20 protein-coding genes and 1 pseudogene are annotated in these 22393 nt (G+C 72.1%); 16 read left to right on the forward strand and 5 right to left on the reverse strand.

From position 1 onward, the window contains the following. Nucleotides 1-55 precede the first annotated feature (55 nt). From aroA to ACZ5SK_RS23060, 3 genes are read left to right on the forward strand one after another with little or no spacing between them, the layout of a single operon-like run. Nucleotides 56-1309: a 3-phosphoshikimate 1-carboxyvinyltransferase gene (gene aroA, locus ACZ5SK_RS23050; RefSeq protein WP_334581079.1), complete on the forward strand. Its 1254-nt coding sequence runs from the start codon at nt 56-58 to the stop codon at nt 1307-1309. A gap of 5 nt (nt 1310-1314) precedes the next feature. Next, nucleotides 1315-2502 (forward strand): chorismate synthase, encoded by a 1188-nt coding sequence (aroC, locus tag ACZ5SK_RS23055; protein ID WP_334575229.1) that lies wholly within the window; start codon nt 1315-1317, stop codon nt 2500-2502. Next, nucleotides 2499-3071: a shikimate kinase gene (locus ACZ5SK_RS23060; protein ID WP_334575228.1), complete on the forward strand. Its 573-nt coding sequence runs from the start codon at nt 2499-2501 to the stop codon at nt 3069-3071. Before aroC ends, ACZ5SK_RS23060 begins: the two co-directional genes overlap by 4 nt. A 24-nt stretch (nt 3072-3095) precedes the next feature. Here ACZ5SK_RS23060 and ACZ5SK_RS23065 read toward each other — a convergent pair whose 3' ends face one another. Then, nucleotides 3096-5498, reverse strand: coding sequence for a Tex family protein (locus tag ACZ5SK_RS23065; RefSeq protein WP_334575227.1), 2403 nt, complete (start codon nt 5496-5498; stop codon nt 3096-3098). A gap of 201 nt (nt 5499-5699) precedes the next feature. Then, a complete protein-coding gene (locus ACZ5SK_RS23070; RefSeq protein WP_334575225.1) occupies nt 5700-6449 on the reverse strand; it encodes an enoyl-CoA hydratase/isomerase family protein in 750 nt (249 codons plus the stop codon). A 236-nt stretch (nt 6450-6685) separates the two neighbouring features. On the opposite strand from ACZ5SK_RS23070, the gene ACZ5SK_RS23075 reads away from it, so the two are divergent. Beyond that, the gene (locus tag ACZ5SK_RS23075) at nt 6686-7204 is read left to right on the forward strand and encodes an ATP-binding protein (protein WP_334581078.1); all 519 of its coding nucleotides are present in this window, start codon (nt 6686-6688) and stop codon (nt 7202-7204) included. Between the two features lie 3 nt (nt 7205-7207). On the opposite strand, the gene idi is transcribed toward ACZ5SK_RS23075, so the two are convergent. From idi to galE, 3 genes and pseudogenes are all read right to left on the reverse strand, one after another. Then, entirely contained in the window at nt 7208-7801 is a 594-nt protein-coding gene (gene idi, locus ACZ5SK_RS23080; RefSeq protein WP_319332263.1) for an isopentenyl-diphosphate Delta-isomerase, read from the reverse strand. 201 nt (nt 7802-8002) lie between these two features. Beyond that, a complete protein-coding gene (locus ACZ5SK_RS23085; protein WP_361702012.1) occupies nt 8003-8944 on the reverse strand; it encodes a cation diffusion facilitator family transporter in 942 nt (313 codons plus the stop codon). A 160-nt stretch (nt 8945-9104) separates the two neighbouring features. After that, nucleotides 9105-10074, reverse strand: a pseudogene (galE, locus tag ACZ5SK_RS23090) (UDP-glucose 4-epimerase GalE). 333 nt (nt 10075-10407) lie between these two features. On the opposite strand from galE, the gene ACZ5SK_RS23095 reads away from it, so the two are divergent. The 12 genes from ACZ5SK_RS23095 to ACZ5SK_RS23150 all read left to right on the forward strand — a co-directional run bounded on the left by ACZ5SK_RS23095 (nt 10408) and on the right by ACZ5SK_RS23150 (nt 22379). Further along, entirely contained in the window at nt 10408-12210 is a 1803-nt protein-coding gene (locus ACZ5SK_RS23095; protein ID WP_334575221.1) for a DUF5941 domain-containing protein, read from the forward strand. Further along, nucleotides 12207-12959, forward strand: a complete 753-nt coding sequence (locus ACZ5SK_RS23100) for a phosphocholine cytidylyltransferase family protein (RefSeq protein WP_334575219.1) — start codon at nt 12207-12209, stop codon at nt 12957-12959. The genes ACZ5SK_RS23095 and ACZ5SK_RS23100 overlap by 4 nt, the downstream gene beginning before the upstream one ends. After that, entirely contained in the window at nt 12947-14008 is a 1062-nt protein-coding gene (locus ACZ5SK_RS23105) for an iron-containing alcohol dehydrogenase family protein (protein ID WP_334575218.1), read from the forward strand. The genes ACZ5SK_RS23100 and ACZ5SK_RS23105 overlap by 13 nt, the downstream gene beginning before the upstream one ends. Continuing rightward, nucleotides 13986-14765, forward strand: coding sequence for a CDP-alcohol phosphatidyltransferase family protein (locus ACZ5SK_RS23110; protein WP_079658262.1), 780 nt, complete (start codon nt 13986-13988; stop codon nt 14763-14765). The genes ACZ5SK_RS23105 and ACZ5SK_RS23110 overlap by 23 nt, the downstream gene beginning before the upstream one ends. A gap of 35 nt (nt 14766-14800) precedes the next feature. Then, nucleotides 14801-15646 carry a glycosyltransferase family 2 protein gene (locus tag ACZ5SK_RS23115; protein WP_334581077.1) on the forward strand — a complete coding sequence of 282 codons (846 nt, stop codon included), beginning with the start codon at nt 14801-14803 and terminating at the stop codon, nt 15644-15646. 96 nt (nt 15647-15742) lie between these two features. Next, on the forward strand, nt 15743-16672 hold the full coding sequence (locus tag ACZ5SK_RS23120; RefSeq protein WP_334575217.1) for an ABC transporter permease: 930 nt from the start codon (nt 15743-15745) through the stop codon (nt 16670-16672). Beyond that, nucleotides 16665-17453 (forward strand): ABC transporter ATP-binding protein, encoded by a 789-nt coding sequence (locus ACZ5SK_RS23125; RefSeq protein ID WP_334575215.1) that lies wholly within the window; start codon nt 16665-16667, stop codon nt 17451-17453. Before ACZ5SK_RS23120 ends, ACZ5SK_RS23125 begins: the two co-directional genes overlap by 8 nt. Nucleotides 17454-17811: 358 nt before the next feature. Further along, on the forward strand, nt 17812-18723 hold the full coding sequence (gene hpnC / locus ACZ5SK_RS23130) for a squalene synthase HpnC (RefSeq protein WP_334575214.1): 912 nt from the start codon (nt 17812-17814) through the stop codon (nt 18721-18723). Continuing rightward, complete coding sequence (hpnD, locus tag ACZ5SK_RS23135; RefSeq protein WP_361702017.1) at nt 18720-19670, forward strand: presqualene diphosphate synthase HpnD; 951 nt, start codon at nt 18720-18722, stop codon at nt 19668-19670. Before hpnC ends, hpnD begins: the two co-directional genes overlap by 4 nt. Then, on the forward strand, nt 19670-19822 hold the full coding sequence (locus ACZ5SK_RS23140) for a DUF6380 family protein (RefSeq protein WP_361702019.1): 153 nt from the start codon (nt 19670-19672) through the stop codon (nt 19820-19822). Before hpnD ends, ACZ5SK_RS23140 begins: the two co-directional genes overlap by 1 nt. Next, nucleotides 19819-21240 carry a hydroxysqualene dehydroxylase HpnE gene (gene hpnE, locus ACZ5SK_RS23145; RefSeq protein ID WP_361702021.1) on the forward strand — a complete coding sequence of 474 codons (1422 nt, stop codon included), beginning with the start codon at nt 19819-19821 and terminating at the stop codon, nt 21238-21240. The genes ACZ5SK_RS23140 and hpnE overlap by 4 nt, the downstream gene beginning before the upstream one ends. A gap of 74 nt (nt 21241-21314) precedes the next feature. Continuing rightward, entirely contained in the window at nt 21315-22379 is a 1065-nt protein-coding gene (locus tag ACZ5SK_RS23150; protein WP_334581076.1) for a polyprenyl synthetase family protein, read from the forward strand. Nucleotides 22380-22393 lie beyond the last annotated feature (14 nt).

Below are 22393 nucleotides of genomic sequence, written 5' to 3' on the forward strand. Positions count from 1 at the left end.
ATCGCGCCGGACGACCGCGGGCCGGCCGCACGCCGCCGGGGACACGCACGCCCCGTTGGCCGCGCGGATCCCCGGGTCGAAGAGTCTCACCAACCGGGCGTTGCTGCTGGCCGCCGCCGCGAGCGGCACGAGCGTGCTGCGGGCGCCGCTCGTCAGCGACGACACCCTCGCCTTCAGGGAGGCCCTGCGCACGCTGGGCGTCGAGGTGCGGGCCGCCCCGGCCGACGCGTACTGGGAAGTCACCGGTATCCGCGGACACCTCGCCGGGCGCGCCGACCTGTGGTGCGCCGACGCGGGCACCGCGGTCCGGTTCCTGCCGCCGTTCGTCGCGGCGGCGGGGAAAGGGGAGTTCACGTTCGACGGGACCGGCCAGCTGCGAGCCCGCCCGCTGGCCCCGCTGGCCGAGGCACTCGGCCGCCTCGGCGCACAGGTGCGTACCGGGCCGGGCGGATCCCTGCCGCTGACCGTGCGCGGCGACGGGCTGGACGGCGGGCCGCTGGAGCTGGACTCCGGCCTCAGCAGCCAGTATCTGAGCGGGCTGCTGATGGCCGGACCGCTGATGCGCCGCCCGCTGTCGGTCGAGGTCGCCCGCCTGGTCAGCAGGCCCTACGTCGACATGACGCTGGCGCTGATGCGGACCTTCGGCGCACGGGTCACCGAGCCGGCCCCCGGACGCGTCGAGGTGACTCCCGGCGGATACACCGCGACGCACGTGTCCATCGAACCGGACGCCTCCACCGCGTCGTACTTCTTCGCCGCGGCCGCCGTCACGGGAAGCACCGTGACCGTCCCCGGCCTGGGGCGCGACAGCCTCCAGGGCGATCTGGGCTTCGTGCGGGTCCTGGCGCTGGCGGGGGCCGACGTCCGTATCGGGGACAAGGCGACCACCGTCGCCGGTACGGGGCGGCTGCGCGGCGGATTCGAGGTGGACATGGGCGAGATCTCGGACACCTTCATGACGCTGGCCGCCATCGCCCCGCTCGCCGACGCACCCGTCACCGTCACGGGCATCGGCCACGCGAGGCTGAAGGAGTCGGACCGCATCGGCGTGACGGCGGCGAACCTGCGCGCCTGCGGGATTCGCGTCGACGAGGGCCGGGACCGGATCACCGTCCATCCCGGCACACCGCTGCGGGCGCGGATCGCCTGCCACCGCGATCACCGGATCGCCATGTCCTTCGCCGTGCTCGGGCTCGGCAGCTCGGTCGCTCTCCCGCTCGACGACCCGGCCTGTGTCGGCAAGACCTTCCCCGGGTTCCACACCGAGCTGCGACGGCTCTTTCCCGCCTACGACTTCGAGGAGCAGTGAGACAGATGTCGAGCAGGTTGCGGTGGTTGACCGCGGGCGAGTCGCACGGCCCCGCACTCGTGGCGACGTTGGAGGGCCTCCCGGCCGGGGTGCCGGTCACCACGGACATGGTGGCCGGCCACCTGGCGCGACGGCGGCTCGGCCACGGGCGTGGCGCGCGGATGAAGTTCGAGCGCGACGAGGTCACCTTCCTCGGCGGCGTCCGGCACGGTCTCACCCTGGGTTCGCCGGTGGCGGTCATGGTGGGCAACACCGAGTGGCCGAAGTGGGAGCAGGTGATGGCGGCCGACCCGGTGGATACGGAGGTGCTGGCGGGGCTGGCCCGTAACGCGCCGTTGACGAGGCCGCGGCCTGGGCACGCGGACCTCGCCGGGATGCAGAAGTACGGCTTCACCGAGGCCCGGCCCGTCCTGGAGCGGGCGTCGGCGCGCGAGACGGCCGCCCGGGTCGCGCTCGGCGCGGTGGCCCGGTCGTATCTGAAGGAGACGGCGGGCATCGAGATCGTCTCCCACGTGGTCGAGCTGGCCTCGGCGAAAGCGCCGTACGGGGTGTGTCCGACCCCGGCGGACACGGAACGGTTGGATGCGGATCCGGTGCGGTGTCTGGATCCGGACGCGTCGAAGGCGATGGTCGCGGAGATCGACCAGGCGCACAGGGACGGTGACACGCTCGGTGGTGTGGTCGAGGTGCTGGTGTACGGGGTGCCGGTGGGGCTGGGCTCGCATGTCCACTGGGACAGGCGCCTCGACGCCCGGCTGGCCGCCGCTCTCATGGGCGTCCAGGCGATCAAGGGCGTCGAGGTCGGCGACGGGTTCGGGCTGGCGCGGATGCCGGGTTCGAAGGCACACGACGAGATCGTCGCCGGCGACGCGGGGATCGGACGGGCCTCGGGCCGCTCGGGCGGTACCGAGGGCGGGTTGTCGACGGGTGAGGTGCTGCGGGTGCGGGCGGCGATGAAGCCGATCGCGACCGTGCCGCGGGCGCTGCGGACGGTGGACGTGGTCACGGGCGAGGCGACGCAGGCGCACCACCAGCGCTCCGACGTGTGCGCGGTGCCGGCGGCCGGGATCGTGGCCGAGGCGATGGTCGCCCTCGTCCTGGCGGACGCGGTGGCGGAGAAGTTCGGCGGCGACAGCGTCCCCGAGACCCGCCGCAACGTGCGGTCCTACCTCGACCACCTGCACATCCGATGAGCGGGCCGCTGGTCGTCCTGGTCGGCCCGATGGGCGTCGGCAAGTCCACCGTCGGACAGCTGCTGGCCGAACGCCTCGGCGCCGGCTACCGGGACACCGACGACGACATCGTCGCCGAGCAGGGCCGCAGCATCGCGGAGATCTTCGCCGACGAGGGCGAGCCGGTCTTCCGGTCGATCGAGAAGCAGGCGGTGCGCAGGGCCCTGGCCGAGCACGACGGCGTGCTGGCGTTGGGCGGCGGCGCGATCCTGGACGCGGACACGCGCGCGCATCTGGCCGGGCGCCGGGTCGTCCACCTGTCGGTGGACGTCGAGGAAGCGCTCAGGCGCACCGGCCGGGACACGCCCCGGCCCCTGCTGGCGGCCGACCCGCGCAGGCAGTGGCAGGACCTGATGAAGACCCGCCGCCACCTGTACGAAACGGTCGCCGCCACGGTCGTGGCCACGGACGGCCGCACCCCTGAAGAGGTCACCCGAGCCGTCCTGGACGCACTGGGGCCGAACCTGGTCCGGGCCGGCCGCCGGCAAGGGCCCGGCCCGGCCGGCCCGCTCGCCGCGTACGGCGAATGAGCCGGCCCGTGAGCCGGGCCGTGCTCAGCGCTTGCCCTTCTTCGGGTCGACCAGGCCCGCTCGCCGCAGTGCGTCGGCCATGGCGCTGTTGGCCGGCGGGGGAGCCGCCTGGCGGGAACCGCCGCCGCTGCCGCCGCGCTGGCCGCCCTGCTGGCGCTGCTGGGGCGGACGCCCGCCGCGCTGGGGCCGGCCGCCGCCGGCGGCGGACTGGCCCTCGCCGCCCTGCGGGGCCGCCTCGTCGTCCAGCCGGAGCGTCAGCGAGATCCGCTTGCGCGGGATGTCCACGTCGAGGACCTTCACCTTGACGATGTCGCCGGGCTTGACGACGTCCCGCGGGTCCTTGACGAACGTCTTCGACAGGGCCGAGACATGTGCCAGGCCGTCCTGGTGGACGCCGATGTCGATGAACGCCCCGAACGCCGCCACGTTCGTCACGACCCCCTCCAGGACCATCCCGGTGGACAGGTCGGAGATCTTCTCCACCCCCTCCTTGAAGGTGGCCGTCTTGAACGCGGGCCGCGGGTCACGCCCGGGCTTCTCCAGCTCCTTGAGGATGTCGCTGACGGTCGGCAGACCGAACGTCTCGTCCACGAAGTCGGTCGGCCGCAGCGAGCGCAGGACGCCCGTGTTGCCGATCAGGGACGCGACTTCCTGCCCGGAGGTCTTCACCATGCGCCGCACCACCGGGTACGCCTCGGGGTGCACGCTGGAGGCGTCCAGCGGGTCGCTGCCGCCGCGGATGCGCAGGAAGCCCGCGCACTGCTCGTAAGCCTTCGGACCGAGGCGCGCCACCTTCTTCAGCGCGGAGCGGGAGGTGAAGGGCCCGTTGGCGTCACGGTGCGCCACGATGTTCTCGGCGAGGCCCGAGGAGATGCCGGACACGCGCGACAACAGCGGCGCCGACGCCGTGTTGACGTCCACGCCCACGCCGTTCACGCAGTCCTCCACCACCGCGTCCAGCGAACGCGACAGCTTCACCTCGGACAGGTCGTGCTGGTACTGGCCGACGCCGATCGACTTCGGGTCGATCTTCACCAGCTCGGCGAGCGGGTCCTGGAGCCGGCGCGCGATGGACACCGCGCCGCGCAACGACACGTCCATGTCGGGCAGCTCCTGCGAGGCGAACGCGGAGGCCGAGTACACGGAGGCGCCGGCCTCGGACACCATCACCTTGGTGAGCTCGAGCTCCGGGTGCTTGGCGATGAGTTCACCGGCGAGCTTGTCGGTCTCGCGGGACGCCGTGCCGTTGCCGATGGCGACCAGCTCGACCGCGTGGCTCTTCGCCAGCCGCGCGAGCTTGGCGATCGCCTCGTCCCACTTGTTCGCCGGGACGTGCGGGTAGATCACGTCGGTCGCCACGACCTTGCCCGTCGCGTCGACGACGGCGACCTTCACGCCCGTACGGAAACCGGGGTCCAGGCCCAGCGTCGCGCGCGTGCCGGCCGGCGCGGCGAGCAGCAGGTCGCGCAGGTTCGCCGCGAACACGTTCACCGCCTCGTCCTCGGCGGCCGTCCGCAGCCGCAGCCGCAGGTCGATGCCCAGATGGACGAGGATGCGGGTGCGCCACGCCCAACGGACCGTGTCCGTGAGCCACTTGTCGCCGGGTCGGCCACGGTCGGCGATCCCGAACCTCGACGCGACGATCCCCTCGTACGACGACGGGCCGGGCAGCTCCGAGGGCTCCTCGGGCTCCAGGACGAGGTCGAGGACCTCTTCCTTCTCGCCGCGCAGCATCGCCAGGATGCGGTGCGAGGGCAGCGCGGTGAACGGCTCGGCGAAGTCGAAGTAGTCGGCGAACTTCGCGCCCGCCTCCTCCTTGCCGTCGCGCACCTTGGCGGCGAGCCGGCCGCGCCCCCACATGCGCTCGCGCAGCTCGCCGATCAGGTCGGCGTCCTCCGAGAACCGCTCGGTGAGGATCGCCCGCGCGCCGTCCAGCGCGGCCTGCGGATCGGCGACGCCCTTGTCGGCGTCGACGAAGGCGGCGGCCGCCGCGAGCGGGTCGACCGTGGCGTCGCCGAGCAGGCCCTCGGCAAGCGGTTCGAGGCCTGCCTCCCGCGCGATCTGGGCCTTCGTGCGCCGCTTGGGCTTGTACGGCAGGTAGATGTCCTCGAGCCGCGCCTTGGTCTCGGCGCCGCGGATCTGCGCCTCCAGCGCGTCGGTGAGCTTGCCCTGCTCACGCACCGACTCCAGGATCGCCGTCCGCCGCTCCTCCAGCTCCCGCAGGTAGCGCAGCCGCTCCTCGAGCGTGCGCAGCTGCGCGTCGTCGAGCATCTCGGTCGCTTCCTTGCGGTAGCGGGCGATGAAGGGAACCGTGGAGCCGCCGTCGAGCAGCTCCACGGCGGCCTTGACCTGCCGCTCCCGTACGCCGAGCTCCTCGGCGATCCTGCCTTCGATGGACCCTACTTCGATGGACCCGGGTGTCGTCACGATCCCGTACCGCCTTCTCCACTGAGGTTGCGCCGCAATTGTGGCAGGTGGCACCGACAGTCGGGGATCAGGGCGCACTCGTGGCGGGGCTCAGGCCCGGCGGCCGTGCGCGGAGTCGTCAGGCTCCGCCGTACAGCCGGGCCAGGGCCCGGACGGGCTGGGCGCCCCGGGTACCGCGCGCCCGGCCGTCCACCCTTCGCCTCAGCCCGACGCGGTCCAGGTGAAGCGCGGCTCCCTGCGCTCCAGGAACGCGGCGACGCCCTCCGCGGTCTCGCCGCTGCCGCGCGCCTGCGCGCTCCAGTGGGCGTCCCGGTCCGTGCGTCCGGTCGCGAACTCCTTCGCGGCGGCCTGCGTCAGCTGCGAGCGGGACACCAGGACCCGCGTGAACTCCTCGACCCGCTTCTCGAGTGCGTCCGCGGGCAGCACCTCGTCGACCATGCCCGTGCGCAGTGCCCGCTGCGTGTCGATCAACTCGCCGGAGAACAACAGGTACTTGGCGGCGGACGGCCCCACGAGGGACACCAACCGTCGGGTGGAGGAGGCCGGGTAGACGATCCCGAGCTTCGCCGGCGTCACCCCGAACAGCGCGCCCTCCTCGGCGAACCGCAGGTCGCACGCCGCCGCGAGCTGTGTGCCGCCGCCCACGCAGTGCCCCCGGACCGCCGCCAGCGTCGGCTTGGGGAACGCCGCGAGGGCGTTCTCGGCGCGAACCGCCAGCGCCGGCGCCTCGTCCGGGGCGTCCTGGAGCGTGGAGATGTCGGCGCCCGCGCAGAACGTCCCGCCCGCGCCGGTCAGCACCAGCGCCCGCACCCCGGGATCGGCGGCCAGGGTGTCCAGCAACGGGGGCAGCGCCGCCCACATCGCGGCCGTCATGGCGTTGCGTTTCGCGGGATGGTGCAGGACGACGGTGGCCACGGCATCGGTGACGCCGTACAGCAGTTCGGGCTCCATGCCCAGGATGCTAACCACCCCGCGCGGGGAGGAGCGGCGTCGTACCCGTACAACCCGAAGAGTGCGCGAAGGCGGCGCGGATACGACAGAAACGGTCCTGCGGCCGACCGGGTCATCCGCGGGCGGTCGAAAACGCTCGATAACTGCTGACTTCTGTTCAGTCATCCGGAGGAGGCCGTCCCGTTACCAACACTCGACGTGTGGTGACAATCGAGCGCGAGGGCGGCGACCGGACGATGGACGATCACGGGCGCGGGCCCGACCCACGCCCAGAGGGCGGCCCAGGCGGACCTCCCGACTCCCCGCGGGAAGCCGTGCCGCGACCGCTGCCCTACGAAGGCGTCTGGCGGTTCACCGCGGCAGCCGTGGACGCCTCTGTACCGCAGGCGCGACACGCCGTGCGGGACCTGCTGTACCGCCAGGGGGTGCCCGTCTCGGACGACCTGGCCCAGGGGCTGCTGCTGATCGTCTCCGAGCTGGTGACCAACGCCGTCCGGCACGCGGCACTGCTGTCGCCCGTGGTCGCGGTGGAGATCGCCGTCGGAGCCGACTGGGTGCGGGTGGCCGTGGAGGACAACCACCCCTACCGCCCGACCGCCCTGGAGGCCGACCACGGCCGCACCGGCGGCCGGGGACTGCTTCTGGTGCGGGAGATCACCAGGGAGGCGGGCGGGGCGTGCGACGTCGAGCACACGGCGAGCGGCGGCAAGGTGATCTGGGCCGCCCTGCCGCTCAAACCCGTGCGGGGCCTGTGAGGGTCACCAGCCGGCCGAAGGACCCGTCAGCTCCCTGACCGCGGGCCGCGCCGCGTCCAGCACGGTCATGAACCAGGACGAGAACGTGTCCTTCGCATGCCGCTCCGCCAGCTCGGCGGGCGTCACGAAGGCCGTGTCGCCGACCTCCTCCGGATCCGGCCGCAGCGGGGACTGCACCAGCCCGACGAACAGGTGGTTGTACTCCTGCTCCACCAGACCCGAGTCGGGGTCCGGGTGGTGGTAACGGACCGTGCCCGCCTCGGCGAGCAGCGACGGGGAGACGCCCAGCTCCTCGAAGGTGCGCCGGGCGGCCGCCGCGAACGGCGCCTCACCGGGGTAGGGGTGACCGCAGCAGGTGTTGGACCACACGCCGGGGGAGTGGTACTTGCCGAGCGCCCGCTGCTGGAGCAGCAGCCGGCCCCGCTCGTCGAAGAGGAACACGGAGAACGCGCGGTGCAGCTGCCCCGGTGGCTGATGGGCGGCGAGCTTCTCCGCGGTGCCGATCGTGACGCCGTTCTCGTCGACCAGCTCCAGCAAGATCGCTTCCGCGGTGCCGTTCGACGAGTTGTGTGTCGCGGTGGCAGGTGTGATCGGCATACCCATCCTTAGCATCGGTCCTCGCGTCCCCCAGTCTGCCGTACGCGCCCGGCGCTCCCGGCGCTGCGCGCGAAAGCGCGCATGTCCCGCGCACGGCAGGGGTCCCCGTAGGCGATCTTGCCCGGCGCCGACCGCGGGGAACCGTACGGAACGCCTGTGCGGGTCGCTACGGATCACCCGACGCCCATGACGCGTACACACTCAGTGACAGAGCCGTGCCTCGTGCTGGGCGTGCCCGCTCGGCTCCAGCTGGAAGGTGCAGTGCTCCACGTCGAAGTGGTGGCCCAGGCAGCCCTGGAGTTCGTGCAGCAGCTTCTCGTGGCCGATCGCGTTCAGCACCTCCGAGCGCACCACCACGTGCGCCGACAGCACCGGCATCCCGGAGGTGATCGTCCAGGCGTGCAGATCGTGGACGTCCTCCACTCCGTCCAGGGCGAGGATGTGGGTCCGCACCTCCGCCATGTCGACGTCCTTGGGGGCCGACTCCAGCAGCACGTCGAGGGTCTCGCGCAGCAGTTTCACCGTCCTCGGCACGATCATCAGACCGATGACGAGCGAGGCGATCGGGTCGGCGGTCTGCCAGCCGGTGGCCAGGATCACCCCCGCCGAGATGATCACCGCGACGGAACCCAGCGCGTCCGCGGCCACCTCCAGGAACGCCCCGCGCACGTTCAGGCTCTCCGCCTGGCCGCGCATCAGCAGCGTGAGCGAGACCATGTTCGCCACCAGACCGATCACGCCGAACCAGATCATCAGGCCGCCCTCGGTGGCGGCCGGCGTGAAGAACCGCTGGACCGCCTCGTACAGGACGTAGCCGCCCACCCCGAGCAGCAGCAGACAGTTGGCGAGGGCCGCCAGGATCTCGGCGCGGGCCAGCCCGAAGGTGCGGTTCGCGCTCGGCGGCCGATTGGCGAAGTGGATGGCGAGCAGCGCCATGCCCAGGCCCAGCGCGTCCGTCGCCATGTGGGCCGCGTCCGCGATCAGCGCCAGGGAGTCGGCGAGCAGCCCGCCGACGATCTCGACCACCATGACGCCGAGCGTGATCGACAGCGCCACCCGCAGCCTGCCGCGGTACGCCGCAGCGGCCGTGCCGGTGGTCGGCGGGTGCGTGTGCGTGTGACCGTGGTCGTGCCCAGCCCCCATGGAAGCAGCCCTTCTGTGGTCCGTCGCGGCCCGTCGTGTTCTGCCCGGGCTCACAGTGAACTACGGGTGGGGGGTATCCGGCAACGCGGCATTGAACACCGTTGTCATGTGCCCTGACCTGCGGAAACGAATCGCAGGTCAGGGCACCCTCACCTGCGGCTCAGGCATGGTGCAGCCGCTGGCCCCGCCAGGCCGAACCGACCGTCTCGCGCAGGTCCCGCCGGGCCGTCCAGCCCAGCTCCCGGGCCGCGGCACCGGCCGAGGCCACCGCGCGCGGCGCGTCCCCGGGCCGACGCCCCTCGACCACCGCCGGCCGGGTGTCGCCGGTGACCTCTCCGATCAGGGTGACCAGCTCGCGCACCGAGACGCCCTCGCCCCGCCCGATGTTCACCGTCAGATCGCCCGCCGCGTCCGGCGCGGTCAGCCGCCGGGCCGCCGCCAGGTGCGCCTCGGCCAGGTCGGCGACGTGGATGTAGTCACGGACGCAGGTGCCGTCCGGTGTCGGGTAGTCGTCGCCGAAGATCCGCGGGGCCTCGCCACGGGTGAGCCGGTCGAAGACCATCGGGACGATGTTGAAGACGCCGGTGTCGGCCAGTTCCGGCGCCGCCGCCCCGGCCACGTTGAAGTAGCGCAGGCAGGTCGTCGCGATGCCGTGCGCCCGCCCCGCCGCCCGCACCAGCCACTCCCCGGCGAGTTTGGTCTCGCCGTACGGGTTGACCGGGGCGCACGGGGTGTCCTCGGTGATGAGGTCCACGTCCGGGTTTGCCGTAGACGGCCGCGGAGGAGGAGAACAGGAACCGTCGGATCCCGGCCTCGGCGACCGCGTCGAGGAGGACGGCCAGACCGCCCACGTTCTCCCGGTGGTAGCGGGTGGGCCGCGCCACGGACTCGGCGACCTGCTTGTGCGCCGCCAGGTGCACCACCCCGGTCACCTCGTGGTCGGCGAAGACCCGCCCGAGCAGGTCGCCGTCGAGCGCCGAGCCCCGCACGAGCGGCACGTCCGCCCCGAGCCGCGCGGCGGCGCCCGTGGAGAGATCGTCCAGGACGACGACGCGCTCCCCGGCGCCGGTCATGGCCCGCGCCACATGTGCCCCTATGTATCCGGCTCCGCCGGTGATCAGCCACGTCATGCCTGTAGACCCTATGCGGATCGGTATCGGCACCCCTGCGCGGTGAGCAATGTCCCGGATGTCGGCTCTGTGGGGCCGCGGTTTGTCGGCCGGGCCGCCGATCACCGATGATGATCTCGGCAAAGGCCGGTTCAAGCCGGGCTCAAGCCGGGCTCCCGGACCTCGTTGATCATCCTTGAACGGGCGGTGAACCCGGCCTTCCCGGCATCCGATAGCCTCTGCCGACATGCCGCCCGCCTGGCGCGGCCACCGGTGCACTCGCCGGTGCGGCCAAGGGCGCCCCCATCGTGTACATGACCGGCGTGAACGCGTCGGACCAGGGAGTGAGTTCGGTTGCCGACCGCCATCCTCACCGGCTCGCCGGTCCCCGGATCGTCGATCGAGGGCGACCTGCGGTCCCTCGGCTACGACGTGCGGACCGCCTCCGACGCCGGTGACGCCGAGACCCTCCTCGCGGCCGTCCCCGGCGACCAGCGCGTCGCCGTCGTGGACGCCCGCTTCGTGGGCCACGAACACGCGCTGCGCCTCGGCCTCACCGACCCCCGCTTCCCGCTCGCCGCGATCCCGGGCGCCGTCACCGCGCAGCCCGACGGCCGCCAGGCCCTGACCCGCGCGATGGCCCGGGAGAACTCCGCGAGCGGCGGCGCGGTCCTGGCCGTCGACAGCCTCGCCGACCGTGTCGTCACCGCCCTCGACGCCGACGGCGTCGACGTGTACCGCCCCGAGCTGGGCAGCCTGGTCGCCGAGGTCCCCGCCGACCCGCAGGCCCGCAACGAGGCACGGCAGGCCGTCGCCGCCGTCGACGACGAGGCCGTCCGCCTGAAGTCGGCCGTGAAGGCCCGCGACGGTTTCTTCACCACCTTCTGCATCAGCCCGTACTCCCGCTACCTCGCCCGCTGGTGCGCGCGCCGCGGCCTCACCCCGAACCAGGTCACCACCGCCTCGCTGATCACCGCCCTCATCGCGGCGGCCTGCGCGGCCACCGGCACCCGCGGCGGGTTCATCGCGGCCGGCGTGCTGCTCATCGCGTCCTTCGTCCTGGACTGCACCGACGGCCAGCTCGCCCGCTACTCCCTGCAGTACTCCACGCTCGGCGCCTGGCTCGACGCCACCTTCGACCGCGCCAAGGAGTACGCCTACTACGCGGGCCTCGCGCTCGGCGCGGCCCGCGGCGGCGACGACGTATGGGCCCTCGCGCTCGGCGCGATGGTGCTGCAGACCTGCCGGCACGTCGTCGACTTCTCGTTCAACGAGGCCAACCACGACGCCACGGCCAACACCAGCCCCACCGCAGCCCTCTCCGACAAGCTCGACAGCGTCGGCTGGACCGTCTGGGTGCGGCGGATGATAGTCCTGCCCATCGGCGAACGATGGGCGATGATCGCCGTCCTGACCGCGGCCGCCACTCCCCGCATCACCTTCTACGCGCTGCTCATCGGCTGCGCCTTCGCGGCGACGTACACCACGGCGGGCCGTGTCCTGCGCTCCCTGACCCGCAAGGCCAGGCGCACGGACCGGGCGGCGCAGGCCCTCGCGGACCTCGCGGACAGCGGGCCCCTGACCGAACTGCTCGCCCGTACCCTGCCCGCGGGCATCCGCATTCCGGCCCCCCTCGCCGCGGCCGTCGGCTCCGGCCTGCTGGTCCTCGCGGCCGGGTTCGACGGGACGGGCTTCTCGCTCCTCGTGGCCGTCGTGCTGTACGTCCTGCTGTCCGCCGACGCCGTCGCCCGCCCCCTCAAGGGCGCCCTCGACTGGCTTGTCCCGCCGCTCTTCAGGGCCGCCGAGTACGGCACGGTGCTGATCCTCGCGGCCCAGGCGGACGTGCAGGGGGCGCTTCCCGCGGCTTTCGGTCTCGTCGGCGCCGTCGCCTACCATCACTACGACACGGTGTACCGCATCCGCGGCAACGCCGGAGCGCCGCCGGCCTGGCTGGTGCGCGCCGTCGGGGGGCAGGAGGGGCGGACGCTGGTCGTGGTCGTGCTGGCCATGGCGCTCACCGCCTCGCAGTTCAAGGTCGCGCTCACGGTCCTCGCCGTGGCCGTCGCCGTGGTGGTGCTCGTCGAGAGCATCCGCTTCTGGGTGGCTGCCCACAAGGGCGGCGCTCCCGCCGTACACGATGAAGGAGAACCCGCATGATCGGCCTCGTGCTGGCGGCCGGCGCCGGCCGGCGTCTGCGCCCCTACACCGACACCCTGCCGAAGGCGCTGGTGCCGGTGGGGCCCGCGGGCATAGAGGGCGAGCCCACGGTGCTCGACCTGACGCTCGGCAACTTCGCCGAGATCGGTCTCACCGAGGTCGCGGTCATCGTCGGCTACCGCAAGGAGGCCGTGTACGAGCGCAGGGCGGCGCTGGAGGCGAAGTACGGCCTCAAGCTCACCCTGATCGACAACGACAAGGCCGAGGAGTGGAACAACGCCTACTCCCTGTGGTGCGGCCGGGACGCCCTCAAGGACGGCGTGATCCTCGCCAACGGCGACACCGTGCACCCGGTCTCCGTCGAGAAGACGCTGCTCGCCGCCCGCGGCCAGGGCAGGCGGATCATTCTCGCCCTCGACACCGTGAAGTCCCTGGCGGACGAGGAGATGAAGGTCGTCGTCGACCCCGAGAAGGGCATGACGAAGATCACCAAGCTGATGGACCCGGCCGAGGCCACCGGCGAGTACATCGGCGTCACCCTCATCGAGGGCGACGCGGCCCCCGAACTGGCCGACGCGCTCAGGACCGTGTGGGAGACCGACCCCCAGCAGTTCTACGAGCACGGCTACCAGGAGCTCGTCAACCGCGGCTTCCGCATCGACGTGGCGCCGATCGGCGACGTCAAGTGGGTCGAGATCGACAACCACGACGATCTCGCCCGTGGACGGGAGATCGCGTGCCAGTACTGACCCGGCTGATCCCCTCGCCGGTCGTCGTCGACATCCGCCCCGGCGCCCTCGACGACCTCGTCGGGGTCCTCGCCGACGAGCGCATCTCGCACTCCGGCAAGCTCGCGATCGCCGTCAGCGGCGGCTCCGGCGCCCGGCTGCGCGAGCGCCTCACCCCGGCCCTGCCCGGCGCCACCTGGTACGAGGTGGGCGGCGGCACCCTCGACGACGCCGTGCGGCTCGCCGGTGACATAAAGGCCGGTCGCTACGACGCGGTCGTCGGCCTCGGCGGCGGCAAGATCATCGACTGCGCCAAGTTCGCCGCGGCCCGGGTGGGCCTCCCGCTGGTCGCCGTCCCCACCAACCTCGCGCACGACGGCCTGTGCTCGCCGGTCGCCACCCTCGACAACGACGCGGGCCGCGGCTCCTACGGAGTGCCGAACCCGATCGCGGTCGTCATCGACCTCGACGTCATCCGCGAGGCCCCGGTCCGCTTCGTGCGGGCAGGCATCGGCGACGCGGTGTCGAACATCTCGGCCATCGCCGACTGGGAGCTCGCGAGCCGGGTCAACGGCGAGAAGATCGACGGCCTCGCCGCCGCGATCGCCCGCCAGGCCGGCGAGGCGGTCCTCAGACACCCCGGCGGCATCGGGGACACCGACTTCCTCCAGGTGCTGGCCGAGGCGCTGGTGCTCAGCGGCATCGCCATGTCGGTGTCGGGCGACTCCCGCCCGTCCTCCGGCGCCTGCCACGAGATCAACCACGCCTTCGACCTGCTCTTCCCCCAGCGCGCCGCCGCCCACGGCGAGCAGTGCGGACTCGGCGCGGCCTTCGCGATGTACCTGCGCGGAGCCCACGAGGAGTCCGCCTACATGGCCCAGGTGCTGCGCCGGCACGGGCTGCCGGTCCTGCCCGAGGAGATCGGCTTCACGGTGGACGAGTTCGTCCGCGTCGTGGAGTTCGCCCCCGAGACCCGGCCCGGCCGCTACACGATCCTCGAACACCTCGACCTCAAGACCGAACAGATCAAGGACATCTACGCCGACTATGTCAAGGCCATCGGTAGCTGAACTCAGACCGGTCGTCCACCCTCCGGGGGTGAAGGACCGGCGCAGCGGTGAGCACTGGATGGGGCGCCTCTACATGCGTGAGGTGTCCCTGCGGGTGGACCGCTATCTGGTGAACACCAGGGTCACGCCCAACCAGCTCACGTACCTGATGACCGTCTTCGGCGTCCTCGCGGCCCCGGCGCTGCTGGTGCCGGGGATCACGGGCGCCGTGCTCGGCGTGGTGTGCGTCCAGATGTACCTGCTGCTGGACTGCGTGGACGGCGAGATCGCCCGCTGGAAGAAGCAGTACTCCCTCGGCGGGGTCTACCTGGACCGGGTCGGGGCGTATCTCACCGACGCCGCCGTCCTCGTCGGCTTCGGGCTGCGCGCCGCCGACCTGTGGGGCAGCGGCCGGATCGACTGGCTGTGGGCCTTCCTCGGCACGCTGGCCGCGCTCGGCGCGATCCTGATCAAGGCCGAGACCGACCTCGTCGGCGTCGCCCGCCACCAGGGCGGGCTGCCGCCCGTCAAGGAGTCGGCGTCCGAACCGCGCTCCTCCGGCATGGCGCTGGCCCGGCGGGCCGCCTCGGCGCTCAAGTTCCACCGGCTGATCCTCGGCATCGAGGCGTCCCTGCTGATCCTGGTCCTGGCCGTCGTCGACCAGGTCCGCGGCGACCTGTTCTTCTCCCGGCTCGGCGTCGCCGTACTGGCGGGCATCGCGCTGTTGCAGACGCTGCTGCACCTGGTGTCCATCCTCGTGTCGAGCAGGCTGAAGTGAGCGCGCCCACAACGGTCGGCGCGGTCGTCATCACCATGGGCAACCGCCCCGACGAACTGCGCGCGCTGCTCGACTCGGTCGCCAAGCAGGACGGCGACCGGGTCCAGGTCGTCGTCGTCGGCAACGGCGCGCCCGTCCCGGACGTCCCCGAGGGCGTCCGCACGGTCGAACTGCCCGAGAACCTCGGCATCCCCGGCGGCCGCAACGTCGGCATCGAGGCCTTCGGCCCCAGCGGCCGGGACGTCGACGTCCTGCTGTTCCTGGACGACGACGGCCTCCTCGCCCACCACGACACCGCCGAGCTGTGCCGGCAGGCCTTCGACGCCGATCCGAAGCTGGGCATCATCAGCTTCCGGATCGCCGACCCGGAGACCGGGGTCACCCAGCGCCGCCACGTACCCCGGCTGCGCGCCTCCGACCCGATGCGCTCCTCCCGGGTCACCACCTTCCTCGGCGGCGCCAACGCCGTCCGCACGAAGGTCTTCGCGGAAGTCGGCGGACTCCCGGACGAGTTCTTCTACGCCCACGAGGAGACCGACCTGGCCTGGCGGGCCCTCGACGCGGGCTGGATGATCGACTACCGGTCCGACATGGTGCTGTACCACCCGACGACCGCGCCCTCGCGGCACGCGGTGTACCACCGCATGGTCGCCCGCAACCGCGTCTGGCTGGCCCGCCGCAACCTTCCCGTCCCGCTGGTCCCGGTCTACCTCGGGGTCTGGCTGCTGCTGACGCTTGCGCGCCGCCCCTCGGGTTCCGCGCTGAAGGCCTGGTTCGGCGGTTTCCGGGAAGGCTGGAGCACTCCGTGCGGACCGCGCAGGCCCATGAAGTGGCGCACGGTATGGCGGCTGACCCGACTGGGCCGGCCCCCGGTGATCTGACAAGCTCGTCCCTGAGGAACCCGGGCCGTACCACGGGCCCGCCGGCTCATGCCAGCCGTCGAGGCTGTGCATCCCGAAGAGGAAAGTTTCCTACTTGTGAGTGAGACAACGCATGACGTCGGAGTCGTGGTGAGCGCACTTCCGTCGCCCGACGAAGGCCTCACGGCGGCGCAGTTGGCCGCCAAGTACGGGCTGGCCGTGAGCGGGGCGCGCCCCTCCCTGCCGGAGTACGTCCGCCAGCTCTGGGGCCGACGCCACTTCATCCTGGCCTTCTCCTCGGCGAAACTGGCCGCGCAGTACAGCCAGGCCAGGCTCGGCCAGCTGTGGCAGGTGGCCACTCCGCTGCTGAACGCCGCCGTGTACTTCATGATCTTCGGCCTGCTGCTCGACGCCGGCCGTGGCATGTCGAAGGAGGTGTACATCCCCTTCCTGGTCACGGGCGTCTTCGTGTTCACCTTCACGCAGAGCTCGGTGATGAGCGGCGTCCGCGCGATCTCCGGCAACCTCGGCCTGGTCCGCGCCCTGCACTTCCCGCGCGCCTCGCTGCCGATCTCCTTCGCCCTGCAGCAGCTCCAGCAACTGCTGTACTCGATGGTCGTGCTGTTCCTGGTGGTCATCGGCTTCGGCAGCTATCCGGACGCCTCCTGGGCGTTGATCGTGCCGGTGCTGATACTTCAGTTCTGCTTCAACTCCGGCCTGGCGATGGTGTTCGCCCGGGCCGGCGCCAAGACCCCCGACCTGGCGCAGTTGATGCCGTTCGTGATGCGGACCTGGATGTACGCCTCCGGCGTGATGTTCTCCATCCCCGTCTTCCTCGCCGACAAGCCGCAGTGGGTGGCGAACATCCTGCAGTGGAACCCGGCCGCCATCTACATGGACCTGATGCGCTTCGCGCTCATCGAGGAGTACGAGGCCGAGAACCTGCCCGCCCACGTGTGGGGGGTCGCGGGCGGCTGGGCGCTGCTGCTGGCGGTCGGCGGCTTCGTGTTCTTCTGGCGGGCCGAGGAGAGGTACGGCCGTGGCTGAGCGGCTCCCCGGACCGCGCGTCCCCACCGTCATCGCCGAGGACGTCCACATCGTCTACCGCGTCAACGGCGCGGGCGGCGGCAAGGGCAGCGCCACGTCCGCGCTCAGCCGCATGGTCAAGCGGGGCTCCGGCGAGGCGACCCGGGGTGTGCGCAAGGTGCATGCGGTGCGCGGGGTGTCCTTCACCGTCCACCGGGGCGAGGCCGTCGGCCTGATCGGCTCCAACGGCTCCGGGAAGTCGACCCTGCTGCGTGCCATCGCCGGCCTGCTGCCGCCCGAGAGCGGCAAGGTCTACACCGACGGCCAGCCCTCGCTGCTGGGCGTCAACGCGGCGCTGATGAACGACCTCACCGGCGAACGCAACGTCATGCTCGGCGGCCTGGCCATGGGCATGTCCCGTGAGCAGATCAAGGAGCGCTACCAGGAGATCGTCGACTTCTCCGGCATCAACGACAAGGGAGACTTCATCTCCCTGCCGATGCGCACCTACTCCTCCGGAATGCAGGCCCGGCTGCGCTTCTCCATCGCCGCCGCCAAGGACCACGACGTCCTGATGATCGACGAGGCGCTGGCCACCGGCGACGCGAAGTTCCGGGGCCGCTCCGAGGAACGCATCCGGGAGTTGCGGGGGCAGGCCGGCACGGTGTTCCTGGTCAGTCACAGCAACAAGTCGATCAGGGACACCTGCGACCGCGTGCTGTGGCTGGAGCGCGGCGAACTCCGCCTGGACGGCCCGACCGAAGAGGTCCTCAAGGAGTACGAGAAGTTCTCGGCCAAGTAGAGCGATGCGCCCAGGGCCCCGCCGGAACTTCCCGGCGGGGCCCTGCGTCTGCAAAGGAAACGTCAACTCCGTGTCGCCTTAGGAATCTTGACACCAATCGGTGTGTTGTTGTGATGTGCAGGACACCCCCGCGAACCGTGCTGCGTTGTACAACGTAAGCTGGACCGGTCCCGAAACGCGTCAAGTGGGGCGATATTGCGCAGCGCCCATGGTCGGGCCGGTGCACGGGCGGCCGGGCGGCGTGTCCGAAATAGTGTGTATTGGGTCCGCAGTGTAGAACGGGAGATGTGACGGCGATGGCTACGGAAACTCCCCAGCTCAGCGCAGGCCGTGCCGTCCCCGCGCCGGGCGGTCGACGATGACGGCGACGGTCGCGCCACGCACCGGCGACCCGGAACGCGGCACGCTCGACAAGGCCGCGCACGAGAACTTCCCCGTGGCCCCGTTCTTCCTGCCCAGGGACTGGCGCGAGGACCTGATGGCCGTCTACGGCTTCGCCCGCCTCGTCGACGACATCGGCGACGGCGACCTCGCCCCGGGCGGCGACGACGCCCGACTGCTCGGCGTGTCGGCCACCGAGGCCGAGAACCGGCTGCTTCTGCTGGACGCCTTCGAAGCCGATCTGCATCGTGTTTTCGCCGGATCCGACGATCCGCCCCGCCACCCCCTGCTGCGCCGCCTCCAGCCGACGGTCCGCCGCCGCTCGCTCACCCCCGAGCCCTTCCTCGGCCTGATCGCCGCCAACCGGCAGGACCAGCTCGTCACCCGCTACGAGACCTACGACGACCTCCTCGCCTACTGCGAACTGTCCGCCAACCCCGTGGGCCGTCTCGTCCTCGCCGTCACCGGCACCTCGACCCCCGAGCGAGTCCGCCGCTCCGACGCGATCTGCACCGCACTGCAGATCGTCGAACATCTGCAGGACGTGTCCGAGGACCTCGGCCGCGACCGCGTCTACCTGCCCGCCACGGACATGAAGCGCTTTCACGTGCGGGAAGCGGATCTCGCCGCGAAAACCGCGGGCGCATCGGTGCGCGCTCTGGTTGCATACGAGGCGCAACGCGCCCGCGATCTCCTGAATGAAGGCGCCCCCCTGGTGGGTAGCGTCCACGGCAGGCTGAGACTGCTGCTCGCAGGGTTCGTGGCGGGGGGAAGGGCGGCGATCCGCGCGATCGCCGCCGCCGATTACGACGTACTTCCCGGCCCGCCCAAGCCCGGCAAGCTGCAGTTGCTGCGCGAGGTGGGCGTGACCCTGCGAGGAGAGGGGTGATCCGGACCGTGGAGTCGTCACCGCACGTGTCCGCGCCGGTACTCGCCGCCTACGGCTACTGCGAGACCGTCACGGGGCAACAGGCCCGTAACTTCGCGTACGGCATCAGGCTGCTGCCCACGCCCAAGCGCCGCGCGATGTCGGCGCTGTACGCCTTCTCGCGCCGCGTCGACGACATCGGCGACGGCGCGCTGGACGGGGACGTCAAGACCGCCCGGCTCGAGGACACCCGGGCGCTCCTCACCCGGGTTCGCGAGGGCGAGGTCGAGGAGGACGACACCGACCCCGTCGCGGTCGCCCTGGCGCACACGGCCCGGGCCTTCCCCGTCCCGCTGGGCGGCCTGGACGAGCTGATCGACGGCGTCCTGATGGACGTGCGCGGCGAGACCTACGAGACCTGGGACGACCTGAAGGCGTACTGCCGCTGTGTGGCGGGCGCCATCGGACGGCTCTCGCTCGGCGTGTTCGGCACCGAAGCCGGGGCGCGCGGCGCCGAGCGCGCACCCGAGTACGCCGACACGCTCGGGCTCGCGCTCCAGCTCACGAACATCCTCCGGGACGTCCGCGAGGACGCGGAGGGCGGCCGGGTCTACCTGCCCGCCGACGACCTCGCCAAGTTCGGCTGCTCGGCCGGGTTCGACGGACCCAAGCCGCCGGAGGGCTCCGACTTCGCGGGTCTCGTGCACTTCGAGGTGCGCCGGGCCCGCGCCCTGTTCGCCGAGGGCTACCGGCTGCTCCCCCTGCTCGACCGGCGCAGCGGCGCCTGTGTCGCCGCCATGGCCGGCATCTACCGCCGGCTCCTCGACCGCATCGAGCGCGACCCCGAGGCGGTGCTGCGCGGCCGGGTCTCGCTGCCCGGACGGGAGAAGGCCTACGTCGCCGTACGCGGCCTGTCGGGCCTGGACGCCCGGCATGTGTCGCGGCGGACCGTCAGGAGGCACACCTGATGGACGCGGCGGGCGACACAGTGGGACGCGGTGATGCCGCCGGAGAAAACCGGCGCGCAACCCTCCGGCCCGGCGCGGCGTCCCTGACTGCGACGGCCTGCGGTGCAGAGTTCACACACCATGGCCGGCCCGCACGGGAGGGTGCACGATGAACGACGAGCAGCTCGCCGACGCCTCGGAGGCTTCCGGTACTTCGGGCCGCACAGCCGTCGTCGTCGGGGGCGGCCTCGCGGGTGTCACCGCCGCGCTCGCACTCGCCGACGCGGGTGTACGGGTCACCCTGCTCGAGAGCCGGCCCAGGCTCGGCGGCCTCGCCTTCTCCTTCCGGCGCGGCGACCTCACCGTCGACAACGGACAGCACGTGTATCTGCGCTGCTGCACCGCCTACCGCTGGTTCCTCGACCGCATCGGGGGCAGCGCACTGGCGCCGCTGCAGGACCGGCTCGACGTGCCCGTCGTCGACCTCGCCAAACCCGAGGGGCGGCGGCTGGGCAGGCTGCGACGCGACGCGCTGCCGGTGCCCCTGCATCTGGGGCGCAGCCTCGCCACCTATCCGCACCTCTCGCTCGCCGAACGCGCCAAAGTGGGCCGGGCCGCGCTCGCGCTCAAGGGACTCGACCTCGCCGATCCGGCCCTGGACGCGCAGGACTTCGGCAGCTGGCTGACCGCGCACGGTCAGTCGGCACGCGCCGTCGAGGCCCTGTGGGACCTGGTCGGGGTCGCCACCCTCAACGCGGTCGCGGGGGACTCCTCGCTGGGGCTCGCCGCGATGGTGTTCAAGACCGGTCTGCTGTCCGAGCCGGGCGCGGCCGACATCGGCTGGGCGCACGTCCCGCTGGGCGAACTGCACGACCGGCTGGCCCGCAAGGCGCTCGAGTCCTCGGGCGTACGGATCGAGGTCCGTTCACGCGTCACCTCCCTCTCTACTGACGAAAACGGGGCGTGGAGCGTTCAGGTTCCCGGCGAGACGCTTCGCGCGGACACCGTCGTGCTCGCCGTGCCGCAGCGCGAGACGCACGACCTGCTCCCCGACGGAGCGCTCGACGACGCGCGGCGACTGCTGGAGATCGACACCGCGCCCATCCTCAACGTGCATGTCGTCTACGACCGCAAGGTGCTCGACAAGCCCTTCTTCGCGGCGCTCGGCACACCCGTGCAGTGGGTCTTCGACCGCACCCACGCCTCCGGCCTGCGCGAGGGCCAGTACCTCGCGCTGTCCCAGTCCGCCGCCAAGGACGAGATCGACGAACCCGTCGCCGTGCTGCGCGAGCGCTATCTGCCCGAGCTGGAGCGGCTGTTGCCGGGTGCGCGCGGCGCCGAGGTGCGGGACTTCTTCGTGACCCGGGAGCGCACGGCGACGTTCGCCCCCACCCCCGGCGTCGGGCGGCTGCGTCCCGGCGCCCGCACCAAAGCCCCCGGCCTGTACCTGGCCGGAGCGTGGACCGCCACAGGGTGGCCCGCGACCATGGAGAGTGCGGTCCGCAGCGGCGTGAGCGCGGCGGACGCCGCGCTGAGCGCCCTGGGCCGGCCCCGCCCCCGCCGCCTCTTCGCGTTCGAGGAGGCGGCCTGATGCTCGATCAGCACGGCTCGGCACACCCCCGCACCCCCTCCGGTACCGCAACAAGAGGAGAAACAGTGCCCCCTGTGCCCCCGGCCACGCCGGACGCTCGTAGGACCGCGGTGGACGTGACCGCGCTCCTGGAGCGCGGCCGCACCCTGGCCACGCCGGTGCTGAGGGCGGCCGTCGACCGGCTTGCTCCGCCCATGGACACGGTCGCCGCCTACCACTTCGGCTGGATCGACGCCCAGGGCAACCCGACCGACGGCGACGGCGGCAAGGCCGTGCGCCCCGCTCTCGCCGTGCTCTCCGCCGAGGTCACCGGCGCCGCGCCCGAGGTCGGCATTCCCGGCGCGGTCGCCGTCGAACTGGTCCACAACTTCTCGCTGCTGCACGACGACCTGATGGACGGTGACGAACAGCGCAGGCACCGCGACACCGTCTGGAAGGTGCACGGCCCCGCCCAGGCCATCCTGGTCGGCGACGCCCTGTTCGCCCTCGCCAACGAGATCCTCCTCGAACTCGGCACCGCCGAGGCAGGCCGCGCGACCCGCCGTCTGACCACCGCCACCCGCGCACTCATCGACGGCCAGGCCCAGGACATCTCCTACGAGCACCGCGACCGCGTCAGCGTCGAGGAGTGCCTGGAGATGGAGGGCAACAAGACCGGCGCCCTGCTGGCCTGCGCCAGCTCCGTCGGCGCCGTGCTCGGCGGCGCGGACGAGCGCACCGCCGACACGCTGGAGAAGTACGGCTACCACCTCGGCCTGGCCTTCCAGGCCGTCGACGACCTCCTCGGCATCTGGGGCGACCCGGTGGCCACCGGCAAGCAGACCTGGAGTGATCTGCGCCAGCGCAAGAAGTCCCTGCCGGTGGTGGCCGCGCTCGCGGCGGGCGGCCCCGCCTCCGAGCGGCTCGGCGAGATCCTCGCCGCCGACGCCAAGAGCAGCGACTTCGAGAACTTCTCCGAGGAGGAGTTCGCGGCCCGCGCCGTGCTCATCGAGGAGGCCGGCGGCCGCGAGTGGACCGCCGAGGAGGCACGCCGTCAGCACACCGTCGCCCTGGAGGCCCTGAACGCCGTCGACATGCCCGAACAGGTGCGGGCCCGGTTCACGGCGCTCGCCGACTTTGTCGTCGTACGAAAGAGATGATCGCTATCGGTCGA

This window comes from Streptomyces sp. NPDC031474 (genome assembly GCF_055581185.1).